Here is a 15680-nt window from a genome sequence, read left to right on the forward strand (position 1 = left end):
GGACGCACGACTTATCGGTTTTTCTATTACTGGGCACATAATTCTTTGCTCCGCGAGCCTAGTCAGCGCCAATATCGCGGGGCAACCGGACGCGCGGATCAGCTCTCGGTCAGCGCCTGATATCCGGCCGCATCGAGAAGGCCGCCGATCGATGACGGGTCGTCCGGCACGATCTCCACGAGCCAGCCCGCCGCGTACGGCTCCGCGTTGATCAGCTCGGGTTCGTCGGTGAGCGACGCATTCTTGGAAACCACCGTGCCGGCGATCGGCGCGTAGATCTCCGAAACGCTCTTGGTGGACTCGATCTCGCCGAGCGAGTCGCCCGCCGCCACCTTCGTGCCCTCGTCCGGCAGCTGGACGTAGACGATGTCGCCGAGCGCGTCCTGCGCGTAGTGGGTGATGCCCACCCGCACGGGCCCGCTGCCGTCACCGGACACCCACTCGTGTTCCGCCGTGTACCGCAGGTCCTCAGGAATCACGCAATCTCTCCCGTTGTCGCGAACCGGATCCGTCAGGAAACCGGCCGGGCATACTGCAATGTCTTCTCTTGGCGCACCGCGGTCACCTCGACCGTGGGGCGTTGTTCCATCGTCACGCTACCGCCGCCGCTGTTCACCGACGCGACCACCCCGCCGGGGATCTGCAGAGCGGTTTGCATCGTCTGCGGCGACCCGATCACCGAAAGCACGAAGGGCCCGCTGAGCTTGGCACCGTCGACGATGATCCCGCCACCCTCCGCATCGACGAAATAGCTGGACGCCACGATGCGTACGGTCTGCCCGTTGGTCCCCGCGATCTGCATGACCTCGCCGCCCGCCCCCCGCAGCTCCTGCACCGCGTTGAGGATCGCCGACGCCTTGACCTTGTCCACGGTGATCACCAGCCCCGGCCCGCGCCCCGGCTTGGTCCCGGCGAGCAGGCCGAGCTCGTCCGCCCGCTTCTCGGCCTCGGCGAGCGCCGCCTGCCGCCCCGCGACGCCCGAGGTGAGCTGCCGCTGACTGGTCTCCAGCGCGCTGATCTCGCTCTGCAGCCGGCTGTCGCGCGCCTCGAGGTCGGACAGAATGCGCACCAGGTCTTCCTGACGGGCGGTCGCGAGGCCCTGGTCACCGTCGTTGCTGCGCAGCTGCACGACGAGCGTGAAGCCGAAGAGCGCCAGAAGCACCCAGATCAGGGCGCCGGCCGAGGAGAGGCGCCGCCAGGGGGCGCCGGGGGCGTTTTCCGGTACGGCGGGGGATGTGCCGTTGGTTTGCCCTTCGGGTTCGGTGGGGGCCGCCTCGTCGCGGGCGTCTGTGGATGAAGTGGCTGAAATGTCGGTGGGGGGTGCTTCACTGGCCCCCGCCCTTACGGGGTGGGCCGGGACAGCGCCGCCGGTGGACGACGGGGCGGAACTGTCGGACCCGGGTGCTTCACCTCCCCCCACCCAAACGGGGTGGGCCGGGACAGCGCCGCCGCCGGTCGGGCCCCCGGCCTTTTGGGTGTCGGCCCTTGGGGTGTCGGCCCTTGGGGCGTCGGGCTTCTCCGCGGCCGCACCGTCCCACAGGCGCCGGGTGGGGCCTTCGAGATCATCGGCGGCCGGTGGGGGCGGTGCCAGGCGGGCCGTTTCCTCGTCGTCGGAGTTTCGTGCCTTCGCCGTCTGCGATGGAGGCCTCGACAACTCTCTGGTGGGTGGCTCACCCTCGACCACGGTGGGTAGCTCGCCTTCGACAACCGTCGGCCGCTCGGACGGCGGCAGATCGCCCTCCGAAGACGGCGGCGGCAGCTGGCCCGCGGACAGCGCCGACTGGCCCTCCGACGGCGGCACCGGCGGCTGCAACGCGGCGCCCGGGGCCGGTCGCACGTAGGCGACACTGACATCGGGGCCGGGCATGGCGGCCGCGGGACGACCGGCGACCGGGCCGTCCGCCGGCGCGGAGAAAGGACGGCCCGCAACCGGGCCATCGGCAGGCGTCGGCGAGGCAGGACGGCCCGCAACCGGGCCATCCGCAGCCGTCGGCGAGGCGGGACGCCCCGCAACCGGGCCATCCGCAGCCGTCGGCGAGGCGGGACGCCCCGCAACCGGGCCATCCGCAGCCGTCGGCGAGGCGGGACGACCCGCAACCGGGCCATCCGCAGCCGGGGAAGCGGGACGACCCGCAACCGGCACATCGGTGCCCGGCGTCGATGGTGGGCGGCCGGCGATCGGCATCGAATCCGAGTCGTCCGCTCGATCCGGCGACGCCTCCGGCGTACCGGCGAAAGGCGACAGACGGCGCGTAGGCTGCGCGTCCTCGGGCTTGTCGGTCATCCGCGTCACGCCCGGAAGAGGTGGCGCCGGATGGCTGCCACGTTGCCGAAGATGCGGACGCCCAGCACCACCACCACGCCGGTCGAGAGCTGGCCGCCGACGCCCAACTGGTCGCCCAGGTAGACGATCAGGGCGGCCACCAGGACGTTCGAGATGAACGAGACGACGAACTGCTTGTCGTCGAAGATGCCGTCGAGCTTGGCACGCACGCCGCCGAAGACGGCGTCCAGGGCGGCGACCACGGCGATCGGCAGGTACGGCTGCAGCGCGGCCGGCACGGTCGGGTGGAACACGATGCCCAGGACGACACCGGCGACGAGGGCGAGTACGGCGATCATCGGCCGCCTTCCGACGATGAGGAGCTGTGCGGTTCTTGGCTTGCGATGTCACCGGGCAGGCCCGAGATCGACGCGGACGGCGCCGGGGGCGGGGTGGACGGCTCGGCCACCCGCAGCTTGAGCTCGGTCGCGGCGGCCAGCGTCACGTTGTGTGCGTCGGTCGCGTCGAACGACATCCCGTACTTGGCGGCGAGCTGCCGGAAGAAATGCCCGGCATACCCGTCGGCGAAATCTTTGGCGAGATCGTCCGGGCCGATGGCGATCACCTCGTACGGGGTGGTGACCGGCTGGAAGTCGACCAGGATCGCCTCTCCGGCCTGCCGGATCGTCGACGTCGCGGTCAACCGCTGCCCGTTGATCGTGATCGCCTCGGCGCCGAGCGACCAGAGCGCATTCGTGGCCAGCTGCAGGTCGGTGTCCTTGACCCGGGCGACCGTGTTGCGCTCGCCGGTGACCGCGTTGATCGGCGTCGGGCCGTCGGCCAGGCGCACCTTCGCGCCGGACCCCTTGACGGGCGCCAGCCCGGTGGCCGCCTCGAGGTCGCGCAGCCGGGCCGCGGTCTGGCCGCCGAGCTCCCGCTCCCGCAGCTGCGACACCTCGTCGCCGAGCTGGTCGGCCCGCGCCTGCAGCCGCACGGTCTCGTCGCGCCGGTTCTGCACCTGCTCGACAAGCGTGGCGCGGGCCTTGGTGCGGGCCGGCTCGTCGCGAACCGTCTGCTGATAGGCGACCACGAACAAGAACCCGAGGGCCACCAGCGTGATCGTGGCGATGCCGCTGGCCGTCCATTTGCGTACGCCCGCCGGATCGCCTTCCTTCGCCTTGCGCGCCGCGGCGTCGGCGTAACCCGGGTCGAGCGGATTGCGAAACAGCTCGGTGAGGAAGTCGGGCTGGAAGACCCGCTTCGGCGGAGTCTGCTCCGGTTCCGTCGTCATCCGACGGCCGCCCGGGCCCGCTCGGCCTTGTCCGCGCGCAGCAGGCGCGTCGTCTGCAGGAGATAGAGGGCGGCGGCGGCCCAGTAGAGACCGAGCGCCCACCAGGCCAGCCCCCATCCGACCGGGGTGAGCCAGGACGAGGCCGAGTCGACCGCCTGCGCGAGCAGGATCACCGGGAACGCCGCCAGCAGCACGAACGTGCCGGTCTTGCCCACATAGTGCACCGGCGGCGGCCCGTAGCCGTGCCGGCGCAACACCAGCAGCGCGATCGCGAGGACCAGCTCGCGGAGAAGAAGAGCGCCGGTCAGCCAGTACGGGACGACGCCGCGCACGGTGAAGCCGATCAGCGTGGCAAGGATGTACAGCCGGTCCGCGAACGGGTCGAGCAGCTCACCGAGCCGGCTGACCGAGTTCATCCGGCGGGCCACGAACCCGTCCACCCAGTCCGTGGTGCCGCCGACCGCGAGCACGATCACCGCGGCGACGTCCTTCTCCGGCCCGAGCAGCAGGTAGAGGAACAGCGGCACGCCCAGCAGCCGGATGAAGCTGATGACGTTGGGAATCGTCCAGATCCGATCGGAGGCGGCGATGGACGGCGCAGGCTGCTGCGACATCGCGACTTCCTCTCCCCCTCCGGAGCCGGTCCCGGCCCGGCGATCACCCGGCGGCGCCGAACGACGTCACCCGGGCAGCGGTCCCCCGACCGGTGGTCACCGGTCACTCGCCGAGCAACTATAACCAGCCGCGAGTCTGCGGCCCGGCACCCGTCACGTGACGCACACCGTGTCCGGCATCCTAGGAACCTAGTCTGATGGCTGCTTCGCACCGGCGCATCGGCGATTTGGTGCGCTTTGCGGGTGGCAAAGAGCGAAGAACCGGGCGCTCGCAAATACGAAAGCCGAGGACGAGGGCGCGCATGGGTGAGCAGAGCGGCGGGCGGTTGGGCCCGGCAGGCGCGTATCGGTAAGCAGAGCGATGAAGCGGCCGGCAAGCGTGGCGCGTATGGGTGAGCAGAGCAAAGGGGCCCGCGGGGTTGCCGGCCGGCCGGCGGGAGCGGCCGGCAACCCGGGGATCAGCGGCGGCGGCCCCGGCGGGCCCGGACGTAGTCGTCGACCACGTAGCGGCCCAGCTCGGCCGCGTCGGGGCTGAAGACGCGGCCCCCGTTCCGCTCGGCCACGGCGCCGACGAAGCGTTGCAGACCTGGGTCCTCGCCGAGCATGAAGAAGTTCAGCGTGGCGCCGAAGCGGGTCAGGTGGTCCACCTCCTGGATGGTGGCCCGCACGGTCTCGGGCAGCGGCGGCCACCAGAACATCGCCTCGCCGTCGTCCAGGTGGGCGGTCGGCTCGCCGTCGGTCACGACCATCACCACCGGCTCGGCGCCGGGGTGGCGGCGCAGGTGGCGGCCGGCCAGGTTGAGGGCGTGCTGCAGGTTGGTGCCCTTCTCCATGGTCGGGTCGATGGCGGCCAGGTCGCCCTGGGAGAGGACCGAGGCGTAGAGGCCGAAACCGATGATCTGCAGCGAGTCCTGCGGGAACTGGGTCGCCACCAGGTGCGAGAGCGCCAGGGCCGTCTGTTTCATCGGGCCCCAGCGACCGTCGGCGAACATCGAGTAGGACAGGTCGACGCAGAGGGCCACCGCGGCCGATGCGCGGCGCTCGGTCTCGGCGACCTCGAAGTCCTCGGGTGACAGGCGGACGGGAAGCGTGCCGACGCCGGAGCCGGCGCGCCGGCGGACCGCGTTGCCGATCGTGCGGACCACGTCGAGCGGCTGCTCGTCGCCGTACTCCCAGCGCCGCGACGAGCCGATCAGGTCGCCGGCCGCGCCCGCGTCGCGCAGGTCGTGCTGGCCCTGCCGCTTACTCTTGAGCTCGTCGAAAACCTGCGCCAGCGCCGTCCGCCCGAGACGCCGCAACGCCTTGGGCGAGAGCGTCAGCCCCTCGCTGTCGCGCGTCACCCAGCCCTGCCGGGTCAGCTCGCGCTCGAGCTCGCGCAACCGGCGCACGTCGTCGGCCGCGCCCCGGCCCAGCTGCCGCTCGACCATCTCCACGTCGACGTCGTCGAGCGTGGCGCCCGGGTGCTCCTGGCCGAGCTGGTCGAGCAGCTCGTCGAGCTCGCCGATCTCGCCCAGGGCCGCCGCCGCGTCGCCGTAGCCGAGGTCGTTCGGCCCCCGCATCCGCTCGCCGCGACCCCAGTTCAGCTGCGGCCGCAGCGCCTGGAGGTTGTCGGTGAGCTGGGCGAGCTGCCCGCGCAGCGGCCCGTCGCCGAGCGCCTGCTCCATCAGCCGGGACAACTCCTCCTGCTGCTGCGGGCTCAGCGACCGCATCAGCCGCTCGGCCGCCGCCGCCCGCCGGGCCAGGGAGTCGATCAGCTCCTCGATGTTCTGCGGGTTCTCCGGGAAGAACTGCCCGTGCTTGGCCATGAACTGCTGGAAGGCGTCGGACGTGTCCTCGCCCCGGGCGTGCCGCTCGAGCAGCTCGTTGAGGTCGGACACCATCTCCGACACACCCGACATGTCGCCGTTTTCCAGGGCCTGCTTCATGCCGGCGAAGCGCTGTTCGACGACCTCACGCCGGAGACCGTCGAGGATCTGCTGGTACAGATCGCGCGCTTCGGGCGAGGCCCAGTCGTAGGACGACAGCTCCTCGACCGCCCGCGAGGTCGACCGGGGCAGGCTGTCCAGAACGGCCTCGGAGAAGCGGGCCTCGTCGGAATCCCGCGAACGCAGCTCGTCGCGCTCGGCGGCGAGAGCCTGGTCGAGGAGCTGCTGCGCCCGCGTGACGGCGCCGTCCAGGTTTCCCCGCCGCAGCGCGTCCCGCCGCAGCCGCCGGGCCCGGGCCCGCAGCTCGTCGAGCCCGCGACCCTGCCGCGGCCCTTGCCGGACGAGGTCGCGCAGCACGTCCCGCAACGAGTCGCCGGCGAGCACCCGCTCCCCCACCTCGTCGACGGCGGCGCGCACGTCGTACGGCGGGGCGAGCGGATCGGGCCCGTCCCGCCAGGCGCCGTACCGGAACCGGTTGCCGGCCATCTCAGCTCCCGTAGAGCGTGCGTCCGTCGTCGGTCAGCTCCTTGGCCAGCCGGCGGGTCAGATGCAGCCCCTCGAGGACGAACTCGATGCCGGAGGCGGCCTGCCCCGGCGACGGCGCGTCGCCCAGCCCGAGCCGGTCGAGCACCTTGGCCAGCCCGGGCACCGTGCCGATCTGGCCGAGCAGCTCCTCGGCCGAGACCAGGTCGCCGGTCTCGATGATCGAGCCCTCGGCCACCAGGTCGGTGAACCCGGACAGGTCGAGCCCGCCCAGCCGGTCGCGGAACGTCTCGGCCGTGGCCACCCGCAGCAGGTGGGCCAGCACCTCGGTCTCGCGCCCCTCCTCGCCGCTCTCGAACTCGACCTTGCCGCGCAGCGTGGACGTCACCGAGGCGGTGTCGCCGATGCGGGCCACCGCCTCGCGCTCGCCGCGCAGCCCGGCCCGGCGCAGCGCCGACGCCGCCACCGTCTCGGCCGCCGCGATCGCGAACCGGGCCGAGATGCCCGAGCGGGCGTCGATGGCCGGCGACTCGCGGACGCCCCGGGTGTAGCGGGCGAGCACCTCGATCAGGTGGTCGGGCACGGCCGCGACCAGCGACGCCTCCTGCCGGACCAGCTCGGTCTCGAGCGCCAGGTCGACCGGGTAGTGCGTGCGGATCTCGGCGCCGAAGCGGTCCTTGAGCGGGGTGATGATGCGGCCGCGGTTGGTGTAGTCCTCGGGGTTGGCCGAGGCGACCAGCAGCAGGTCGAGCGGCAGCCGCAGCTGGTAGCCGCGGACCTGGATGTCGCGCTCCTCCAGCACGTTGAGCAGCGAGACCTGGATGCGCTCGGCGAGGTCGGGCAGCTCGTTGACGGCGAAGATGCCCCGGTTGGTGCGCGGCACCAGCCCGAAGTGGATCGTCTCCGGGTCGCCGAGGGCGCGACCCTCGGCCACCTTGATCGGGTCGACGTCGCCGATCAGGTCGCCGACGCTGGTGTCGGGCGTGGCGAGCTTCTCCCCGTACCGCTCCGACCGGTGCAGCCAGGAGATCGGCAGGAGGTCGCCGGTCTCCGCGGCCAGGCGCCGCGAGGCCGGGGTGAGCGGCTGATAAGGGTGCTCGTGCAGCTCCGAGCCGGTGATGAACGGCGTCCACTCGTCGAGGAGGCCGATCAGGCCGCGGATGAGCCGGGTCTTGCCCTGCCCGCGCTCGCCCAGCAGCACCATGTCGTGCCCGGCCAGCAGCGCGCGCTCGACCTCGGGTAGCACCGTGTCGTCGTAGCCGACGATGCCGGGGAAGCGCTGCTCGCCGCGCCGCATCCGATCGAGCAGGTTGACGCGCAGCTCCTCCTTGACCGTGCGGAACTCGTGCCCGGAGGCCCGCAGCTCGCCGAGGGTGCGCGGAAGATCCATTGGCGGTTCTGTCACCCGGTGAACGCTACTCCGCGCCGGTGACAAGACCGTGTGATCGATACGGCACCGGTGGCGGGAATACGCTTCGGCGATGACGGAGATTCTGCGGTACGCCGCGTTCAGCGACGATCCGAAGGGCGGCAACCCGGCCGGGGTCGTGCTGGACGCGACCGGCCTGTCCGACGAGCGGATGCTCGCGATCGCGGCCGAGGTCGGCTACTCGGAGACGGCGTTCATCACCGGCCGCGACGAGGGCGGCCTCCGGGTCCGCTACTTCAGCCCGCTGGCCGAGGTCCCGTTCTGCGGGCACGCCACGGTCGCCACCGCCGTCGCGCTCGGGCCCGGCGACCACGTGTTCCGCACCAATGCGGGCGAGGTGCCGGTCTCCGTCGACGACGCCGGCCGGGCCACGCTCACCAGCGTCGACCCGGCGGTGGACGATCTCGACGAGGCCGGCCGCGCCGCGTTGCTGGCGGCGCTGCGGTGGGACGCGGCCGATCTGGACGAGTCACTCCCGGTCAAGGTCGCCTACGCCGGCGCCCGTCATCCGGTGCTGGCCGCGTCGAGCCGTCGCCGGCTGGCCGCGCTCGACTACGACTTCGAGGCTCTCAAGACGTTGATGGAGTCGCGCGGCTGGACGACGATCCAGCTGGTCTTCCGGGCCGGGGAGGACACCTTCGACGTGCGGGATCCGTTCCCGGTCGGCGGCGTCTACGAGGACCCGGCCACCGGCGCCGCGGCCGCCGCCTTCGGTGGCTATCTGCGCGCGCTGGGCATCGTCGGCGGCGACGCCGTCCTGCATCTGCGCCAGGGCGACGACCTGGGCCGGCCGAGCCGGATCACGGTCACCCTCGTCCCGGGCGAGGCCGGCGTCCGGGTGAGCGGCCAGGCGGTCCCGATCGCGGGGTAAGGCGGGGAGGACCATAAAATAGCGCCGATATGAGCGCGACGATGATCGGCCGGGACCTTGCCGCGGGCCACGGCGACCGCATCCTCTTCTCGGGGCTCGACCTCGTCGTCGCGCCCGGCGACGTGATCGGGCTGGTCGGGGTCAACGGCGCGGGCAAGACGACCCTGCTGCGTACGCTGGCCGGCATCGCCCCCGCCGAGAGCGGCACCGTCGCGCTCAGCCCGCCCACCGCCAACGTCGGCTACCTGCCGCAGGAACGGGAGCGGCGGCCCGGCGAGACGGTTCGCGACTTCCTGGCCCGCCGCACCGGCGTCGGACCGGCCCAGGCCGCCATGGACGCGGCCGCCACCGACCTGGCCGAGGGCCGCCCGGGCGCCGACGACGTCTACGCGGCCGCCCTCGAGAAGTGGCTCGACCTCGGCGGGGCCGACCTCGAGGAGCGGGCCGGCCAGGTGGCGGCCGAGCTGGGCCTGACCGTCGCGCTCGACCACCCGATGACGGCGCTCTCCGGCGGGCAGGCGGCCCGGGCCGGCATGGCGTCGCTGCTGCTCAGCCGCTACGACATCTTCCTGCTCGACGAGCCGACCAACGACCTCGACCTCGACGGTCTGCGGCGGCTGGAGGACTTCGTGAGCGGGCTGCGGGCCGGCACCGTGCTGGTCAGCCACGATCGGGAGTTCCTCACCCGTACGGTCACCAAGGTCCTCGAACTTGATCTTCCGCAGCAGCAGGTGAACCTGTTCGGCGGCGGCTACGCCTCCTACCTCGAGGAGCGCGAGCGTGGGCGGATGCACGCGCGTGAGCAGTACGAGGAGTACGCCGAGCGCAAGGAGGACCTGCTCGCGCGGGCCCGCATGCAGCGCGCCTGGGCCGACAAGGGCGTGCGCGCGGCCCGCAAGAAGGCGCCCGACAACGACAAGAACTCCAAGGCCTTCCACGTCAAGACCAGCGAGAAGCAGGCGGCCAAGGCCCGGCAGACCGAGCGGCTGATCGAGCGCCTGGAGGTGGTCGAGGAGCCGCGCAAGGAGTGGGAGCTGCGGATGGAGATCGCCGCGGCGCCGCGTGCCGGCGCCGTCGTGGCGACCCTGCGCGACGCGGTGGTACGCCGCGGCGACTTCACGCTCGGGCCGGTGACCCTGCAGATCGACTGGGCCGACCGGGTCGCGATCACCGGCGCCAACGGCTCGGGCAAGTCGACGCTGCTGGCCGCCCTGCTCGGCCGGATCGCGCTCGACGAGGGCACCGCCCACCTCGGGCCCGGCGTCGTGGTCGGCGAGATCGACCAGGCCCGCGGGCTGTTCCTCGGCGACGAGCCGCTGATGACCGCCTTCGGCCAGGCCGTGCCCGAGCACTCGGACGCCGATGTGCGGACGCTACTGGCGAAGTTCGGGCTCAAGGCCGCCCACGTGCTCCGGCCGGCCGCGACCCTCTCCCCCGGCGAGCGCACCCGGGCCGCCCTCGCCCTGCTGCAGGCGCGCGGGGTGAACCTGCTCGTGCTGGACGAGCCGACCAACCATCTCGACCTGGCCGCGATCGAGCAGCTGGAGTCGGCCCTCGCCGGCTACGACGGCACGCTGCTGCTGGTCACCCACGACCGGCGGATGCTGGCGGCGGTGGCCACCACCCGGCACCTGGAGGTCGCGGACGGCAAGGTCACCGGCTAGCCCTCCGCTCCTAGCTCCTAGCTCCTGGGCTCGGCGCTGAACGGCGCGCTGATCGAACCCTGGTTGCCGGACCGGTCGAGGCCGGCCAGGCAGTAGACCGCTTTCCCCTTGACCGGAGCCGGGTCGGTGACCGGGGTGCCGCCGCGGCCGGTCGCGACCAGCGCCGCGGTCGCGCCGCTCACCCGGTAGAGCGCCCAGCTCGCCGCGGCCGGCCCGGCGCCCGCCCGGGCGTCGAAGGCGAGCGCGGCGCCGGCCTTGTGGACGGCGGTGAGGCGGGGCGCGCCGGGCGGCGCGGCGGGCAGGCGTTTCATGACCGGCACGAGCGCGGGCGCGGCGTAGTGCCTCTGACGGTAGAGCGCGACCGAGCCGAGCCGGTCGGCCTTGACCTGCTTGGCGCTGAAATGCACCTCACCCTGTACGCCCGCCTTCTCGTCCAGGCTCAGGTGCCGGTCGAGCTCGGCCGGGTCGCTCCAGGCGCCCGGCTCGCCGACCCGGTAGTCGGCCTGCCCGATCCACAGCTGCACGCCGGTGCCCTTCACCAGCGACACCCACCACGGCAGCAGCTTGGCGTAGTCGGCCCTGGCGAAGCCGATGTTCCAGTAGAGCTGGGGCACGATGTAGTCGAGCCAGCCCTCGCGGACCCACTTGCGGGTGTCGGCGTAGATCGCGTCGTACGCCTCGAGGCCCTTGGAGTCGGAGCCGGCCGCGTCGCTGGTCTTGTTGCGCCAGATGCCGAACGGGCTGATCCCGAACTTGACCCACGGCTTGACCTGCTTGATCCGCTGGTCCATCTCGCGCACCAGGGTGTTCACATTGTCCCGCCGCCAGTCGCCGCGGGACTTGCCGCGCCCGTATCGGGCGTAGCTCGCGTCGTCCGGGAAGTCCTGCCCGGCCACCGGGTACGGGTAGAAGAAGTCGTCGAAGTGCACGCCGTCGATGTCGTACTTGCCGACCGCCTCGAGCATCGCGTCCTCGACGAACCTCCGCGCCGCCGGGTTGCCCGGGTCGAAGTAGAGCCGGCCGGCCGTGCCCTTGGGGTAGGCGATCGCCCAGTCGCGGTGCTTGAGCAGCGGATGGCCGGGCGCGAGCTTGGCGAAGTCGGCGCCCGGTCCCTCGGGGCCGGGCTGGGTGCCGCGGTAGGGGTTGAACCAGGCGTGGAACTCCAGGTTGCGCGCGTGGGCCTCGCTCACCATGTACGCCATCGGGTCCCACCCGGGAGCCCGGCCGTCGCGCCGGCCGGTGAGCCACTCCGACCACGGCGCGTACGCCGACGGCCAGAACGCGTCGCCGCTGGGCCGCACGTGCACGAAGATCGCGTTGTGGTGCTGGGCCACGGCCAGGTCCAGCCATGTGACGTACTCCGACTTGATCTGGGCCTCGGCCAGGCCGGGGCGGCTCGGGAAGTCGATGTTCGCCACCGTGGTGAGCCACATGCCGCGCAGCTGCCGGGTCGCGGTGACCGGCACGCCCGCGCACCGGCCCGGTGTGCCGGCCGGGCCGGCCGTCGCCTCGACCGGCACGGCGCCGCCCGCGACGGCCGGCGGCTCGTAGAGCGCGGCCCGGATCAGACCGAGGCCGAGAACGGCGAGCGCGAACAGCAGCGAGGCGAGGGCGAGCACGAGCCGGGCGGGGGGACGGCGGCGGAGCATGCCGACCAGTGTGCCTCGGCCTCGTCGCGGCCGTGACACCCGTAGAGTCCGATGATGTGACCGTCGTCGTCGTGGGAGCCGGGATATCCGGCCTGGCATGCGCCCGTGAGCTGGTCGATGCCGGCATCCCGGCCCGGATCGTGGAACGTTCCCAGCAGGTGGGAGGCCGGCTCGCGAGCGAGTGGCTCGGCGGCCGCTGGGTGGACACCGGGGCGGCCTACCTCACGGCCGACGACCCGGCCTTTCTCGGGCGGCTGCAGACCTGGCGGATCGACGGGCTGGCCCGGCCGTGGACCGACACCCTGCGCGGTCAGCAGGGGGCGGCCACCCTGCGCTGGGCGGCGCCGGGCGGGTTGCGGTCACTCGCGGTGGACCTCGCCCGCGAGTTGGAGATATCGCTCAATACAGAAATCTCGGCATTGCCGAGCGCGGTCGAGGCGGTCGTGCTCGCGATGCCCGGGCCGGAAGCGCAGCGCATCGTGGACATGCCGGCGGCGGCCGAGCAGGTCTGGTCACCGGTGGTGACGGCGATCCTGACGTACGCCCGGAGGGCCTGGAAGGATTTCGACGGCGCCTTCGTCAACGATCACCCGGTGCTCGCCACGGTCTGCGACGACGGCGCCCGCCGCGGCGACCGTGCCCCCGTGCTCGTCGCGCACTCGACCGGCGCCTTCGCCGAAAGCACGACCGATCCCGGACCGGCCATGGCCAAGGCGGTCGGCGAGCTGCTCGAGATCGGCGACGAGCCGGCCGTGACCATCCGGCGCTGGCCCTACGCGTCGCCGCGGGCCGGCCACGGGCTCTTCGCGCGGCACGGCAACGTCTATCTGTGCGGGGACGCCTTCGGCAAGCCGCGCGTGCAGACCGCCTGGCTCAGCGGCCGGGCGGCGGCCCGCGCGATCATCTCAGAGCACTGACCGGTAGACCGCCATCGTGTCCTCGGCGATGCGCGACCAGCTGAAATGCTCGACCGCGCGCCGCCGGCCGGCCAGGCCCATCTGCTCCGCCCGCTGCGGGTCCTCGACCAGCTTGGTCATCGCCGCGGCGAAGTCGGCGACGAACCTCTCCGGGTCCACCGGGGTGCCGGTGCCGTCCGCGACCTGCTCGATCGGCACCAGGATGCCGGTCTCGCCGTCGGCCACCACCTCGGGGATGCCGCCGGTCGCGGTCGCCACCACCGCCGTCTCGCAGGCCATCGCCTCGAGGTTGACGATGCCCATCGGCTCGTAGATCGACGGGCAGACGAAGACGGTCGCGTGCGTGAGGACCTGGATGACCTCGGTCTTGGGCAGCATCTCCTGCACCCAGACGACGCCCCGCTCGTCGCGGGCCGCGCGCAGGTCGGCGGCCAGCCCCTCGACCTCGGCCGCGATCTCCTTGGTGTCGGGCGCGCCGGCCAGCAGGACGATCTGCGTCTCGGGCGGCAGCTGGAGGCACGCCCGCATCAGGTAGGGCAGGCCCTTCTGCCTGGTGATCCGGCCGACGAAGACGACGCTGGGCCGGTTGAGGTCGATGCCGAGCCGCTCTATCACGTCGGTGCCGTGGTCGGGCCGGTACTGCTCGGTGTCGATGCCGTTGTAGACCACCTGGATCTTGTCGGGATCCACCGAGGGGTACGCGGTGAGCACGTCGCGCTTCATCCCGCCGGAGACCGCGATGACGGCGTCGGCGTTCTCGATCGCCACCCGCTCGCAGAAGCTGGACAGCGCGTAGCCGCCGCCGAGCTGCTCCGCCTTCCACGGGCGCAGCGGCTCGAGGCTGTGCGTGGTCACCACGTGCGGCACGCCGTGCAGCAGCTTGGCGGTGTGGCCGGCGAAGTTCGCGTACCAGGTGTGGCTGTGCACGATGTCGGTGCCCGCGCAGCCGGCCGCGATCTCGAGGTCGACGCCCATCGTGCGCAGTGCCGCGTTCGCGTCCTTGAGCTCGGCCGGCTCAGGGTAGGCGGTCACGCCCGGCTCGGTGCGGGGAGCGCCGAAGCAGTGCACCCGTACGTCCGCCAGATCGCGCAGATCTCGCGAAAGGTACTCCAGATGCACCCCGGCGCCGCCGTACACCTCGGGCGGATATTCCCTCGTGATCAGATCCACGCGCGTCACACCCGCAGCCTAGTGCCTGGCGCGGGTTCCGGCGCGCCGCCGGTCAAGATCCGGTAGCCTGGTGTTCCTCGGTTTGCCCACCTGTTCGGCTGGCGCTCGGGCTGGCGGAAAGTTAGCGTCCTTCCATGGCTGTCAAGGTGCTTGCGATCGTTCTGGCCGGTGGTGAAGGTAAGCGCCTGATGCCCCTGACCGCCGACCGGGCCAAGCCCGGTGTGCCGTTCGGCGGCATCTACCGGATGATCGATTTCGTCCTGTCCAACCTGGCGAACGGCGGCTTTCTCAAGATCGTCGTTCTCACCCAGTACAAGTCCCATTCCCTCGACCGGCACATCACCAAGACGTGGCGGATGTCCACGCTGCTGGGGAACTACGTGACCCCGGTCCCGGCCCAGCAGCGGCTCGGCCCGCGATGGTTCGCCGGCTCGGCGGACGCGATCTACCAGAGCCTCAACCTGATCAACGACGAGTCACCGGACTACGTCATCGTGTTCGGCGCCGACCACATCTACCGCATGGACCCGAAGCAGATGGTCGACCAGCACATCGCCTCGGGCGCGGCGGTCACCGTGGCCGGCATCCGCCAGCCCCGGTCGCTGGCCGACCAGTTCGGCGTGATCGACGTGGCCGAGGACGGCCGGCGCATCAAGGCGTTCCGGGAGAAGCCCAAGGACCCCGCCGGCCTGCCGGACTCCCCCGACGAGGTGTACGCCTCGATGGGCAACTACGTGTTCACGGCCCGCGCGCTGTGCGAGGCGGTGAGCAAGGACGCGCAGAACCCCGACAGCAAGCACGACATGGGCGGCAACATCATCCCCATGCTGGTCGAGCGGGGCGAGGCGAACGTCTACGACTTCCGCGACAACGAGGTGCCCGGCTCGACCGACCGCGACCGGGGCTACTGGCGGGACGTGGGGACGCTCGACTCGTTCTACGAGGCCCACATGGACCTCATCGCGACGCTGCCGATCTTCAACCTGTACAACCACGACTGGCCGATCTTCACCAACTACGGGTCGTGGCCGCCGGCCAAGTTCGTGCACGGCTACGACGACCGCCAGGGCCGCGCCATCGAGTCGATGATCTCCCCCGGCGTGGTCGTCTCCGGGTCCCTGGTCGAACGCTCGGTGGTCTCCCCCAACGTCCGGATCAACTCGTGGGCCCACGTCGAGGGGTCGGTGCTGATGGAGGGCGTCTCGGTCGGCCGCCGGGCGATCGTGCGCAACGCCATCATCGACAAGAACGTGGTGATCCCGGAGGGGGCCCAGATCGGCGTCGACCTGGACCGTGACCGCAAGCTCTACACGGTGTCCGACAACGGCATCGTGGTGATCGGCAAGGGCCAGCGGATCGAGCTCTGACCCGTCCCCGCACCCAGGAAGGCCGTCCCGCACCCGG

General features: G+C 71.9%; 13 protein-coding genes. 4 read left to right on the forward strand and 9 right to left on the reverse strand.

Annotation, left to right across the window (positions count from 1 at the left end; genetic code table 11):
- Positions 1-98: 98 nt before the first annotated feature.
- The 7 genes from gcvH to ACQP2F_RS27320 form a co-directional block, all read right to left on the reverse strand.
- Entirely contained in the window at positions 99-479 is a 381-nt protein-coding gene (gcvH, locus tag ACQP2F_RS27290; protein ID WP_433292166.1) for a glycine cleavage system protein GcvH, read from the reverse strand.
- A 32-nt stretch (positions 480-511) separates the two neighbouring features.
- Positions 512-2284: a DUF881 domain-containing protein gene (locus tag ACQP2F_RS27295; RefSeq protein ID WP_433292168.1), complete on the reverse strand. Its 1773-nt coding sequence runs from the start codon at positions 2282-2284 to the stop codon at positions 512-514.
- Positions 2285-2289: 5 nt separating this feature from the next.
- Positions 2290-2622: a small basic family protein gene (locus ACQP2F_RS27300; protein ID WP_396030778.1), complete on the reverse strand. Its 333-nt coding sequence runs from the start codon at positions 2620-2622 to the stop codon at positions 2290-2292.
- Entirely contained in the window at positions 2619-3554 is a 936-nt protein-coding gene (locus tag ACQP2F_RS27305) for a DUF881 domain-containing protein (RefSeq protein ID WP_433292170.1), read from the reverse strand. The genes ACQP2F_RS27300 and ACQP2F_RS27305 overlap by 4 nt, the downstream gene beginning before the upstream one ends.
- Positions 3551-4168 carry a CDP-alcohol phosphatidyltransferase family protein gene (locus ACQP2F_RS27310; protein ID WP_433292172.1) on the reverse strand — a complete coding sequence of 206 codons (618 nt, stop codon included), beginning with the start codon at positions 4166-4168 and terminating at the stop codon, positions 3551-3553. Before ACQP2F_RS27310 ends, ACQP2F_RS27305 begins: the two co-directional genes overlap by 4 nt.
- Before the next feature lie 458 nt (positions 4169-4626).
- A complete protein-coding gene (locus ACQP2F_RS27315) occupies positions 4627-6579 on the reverse strand; it encodes a vWA domain-containing protein (protein ID WP_433292174.1) in 1953 nt (650 codons plus the stop codon).
- A 1-nt stretch (position 6580) separates the two neighbouring features.
- Positions 6581-7966: a sigma 54-interacting transcriptional regulator gene (locus ACQP2F_RS27320; RefSeq protein WP_433307627.1), complete on the reverse strand. Its 1386-nt coding sequence runs from the start codon at positions 7964-7966 to the stop codon at positions 6581-6583.
- A 91-nt stretch (positions 7967-8057) separates the two neighbouring features.
- On the opposite strand from ACQP2F_RS27320, the gene ACQP2F_RS27325 reads away from it, so the two are divergent.
- Both ACQP2F_RS27325 and ACQP2F_RS27330 read left to right on the forward strand, forming a co-directional pair.
- The gene (locus tag ACQP2F_RS27325; RefSeq protein ID WP_433292176.1) at positions 8058-8876 is read left to right on the forward strand and encodes a PhzF family phenazine biosynthesis protein; all 819 of its coding nucleotides are present in this window, start codon (positions 8058-8060) and stop codon (positions 8874-8876) included.
- A 29-nt stretch (positions 8877-8905) separates the two neighbouring features.
- Positions 8906-10540, forward strand: a complete 1635-nt coding sequence (locus ACQP2F_RS27330; protein ID WP_433292178.1) for an ABC-F family ATP-binding cassette domain-containing protein — start codon at positions 8906-8908, stop codon at positions 10538-10540.
- A 17-nt stretch (positions 10541-10557) separates the two neighbouring features.
- Here the strand turns inward: ACQP2F_RS27330 and ACQP2F_RS27335 are convergent, their stop codons facing one another.
- A complete protein-coding gene (locus tag ACQP2F_RS27335; protein ID WP_433292180.1) occupies positions 10558-12189 on the reverse strand; it encodes a glycoside hydrolase family 10 protein in 1632 nt (543 codons plus the stop codon).
- A 56-nt stretch (positions 12190-12245) separates the two neighbouring features.
- Between ACQP2F_RS27335 and ACQP2F_RS27340 the strand changes: the two genes are divergently transcribed.
- On the forward strand, positions 12246-13106 hold the full coding sequence (locus ACQP2F_RS27340; protein WP_433292182.1) for an NAD(P)/FAD-dependent oxidoreductase: 861 nt from the start codon (positions 12246-12248) through the stop codon (positions 13104-13106).
- Here ACQP2F_RS27340 and glgA read toward each other — a convergent pair.
- Positions 13095-14285, reverse strand: coding sequence for a glycogen synthase (gene glgA / locus ACQP2F_RS27345; RefSeq protein ID WP_433292184.1), 1191 nt, complete (start codon positions 14283-14285; stop codon positions 13095-13097). The two genes, ACQP2F_RS27340 and glgA, sit on opposite strands and share 12 nt — an antisense overlap.
- A gap of 125 nt (positions 14286-14410) precedes the next feature.
- On the opposite strand from glgA, the gene glgC reads away from it, so the two are divergent.
- Positions 14411-15643 carry a glucose-1-phosphate adenylyltransferase gene (glgC, locus tag ACQP2F_RS27350; RefSeq protein ID WP_433292186.1) on the forward strand — a complete coding sequence of 411 codons (1233 nt, stop codon included), beginning with the start codon at positions 14411-14413 and terminating at the stop codon, positions 15641-15643.
- Positions 15644-15680 lie beyond the last annotated feature (37 nt).

The sequence above is a fragment of the Actinoplanes sp. CA-030573 genome (genome assembly GCF_050951115.1).
Lineage (GTDB): Bacteria > Actinomycetota > Actinomycetes > Mycobacteriales > Micromonosporaceae > Actinoplanes.

Excerpts from the sequence above, each read along its gene's own strand:
- ACQP2F_RS27295 (WP_433292168.1), bottom strand. The coding sequence starts at position 2,284 with ATGACCGACAAGCCCGAGGACGCGCAGCCTACGCGCCGTCTGTCGCCT.
- ACQP2F_RS27300 (WP_396030778.1), bottom strand. The coding sequence starts at position 2,622 with ATGATCGCCGTACTCGCCCTCGTCGCCGGTGTCGTCCTGGGCATCGTG.
- ACQP2F_RS27305 (WP_433292170.1), bottom strand. The coding sequence starts at position 3,554 with ATGACGACGGAACCGGAGCAGACTCCGCCGAAGCGGGTCTTCCAGCCC.
- ACQP2F_RS27310 (WP_433292172.1), bottom strand. The coding sequence starts at position 4,168 with ATGTCGCAGCAGCCTGCGCCGTCCATCGCCGCCTCCGATCGGATCTGG.
- ACQP2F_RS27315 (WP_433292174.1), bottom strand. The coding sequence starts at position 6,579 with ATGGCCGGCAACCGGTTCCGGTACGGCGCCTGGCGGGACGGGCCCGAT.
- ACQP2F_RS27320 (WP_433307627.1), bottom strand. The coding sequence starts at position 7,966 with ATGGATCTTCCGCGCACCCTCGGCGAGCTGCGGGCCTCCGGGCACGAG.
- ACQP2F_RS27325 (WP_433292176.1), top strand. The coding sequence starts at position 8,058 with ATGACGGAGATTCTGCGGTACGCCGCGTTCAGCGACGATCCGAAGGGC.
- ACQP2F_RS27330 (WP_433292178.1), top strand. The coding sequence starts at position 8,906 with ATGAGCGCGACGATGATCGGCCGGGACCTTGCCGCGGGCCACGGCGAC.
- ACQP2F_RS27335 (WP_433292180.1), bottom strand. The coding sequence starts at position 12,189 with ATGCTCCGCCGCCGTCCCCCCGCCCGGCTCGTGCTCGCCCTCGCCTCG.
- glgC (WP_433292186.1), top strand. The coding sequence starts at position 14,411 with ATGGCTGTCAAGGTGCTTGCGATCGTTCTGGCCGGTGGTGAAGGTAAG.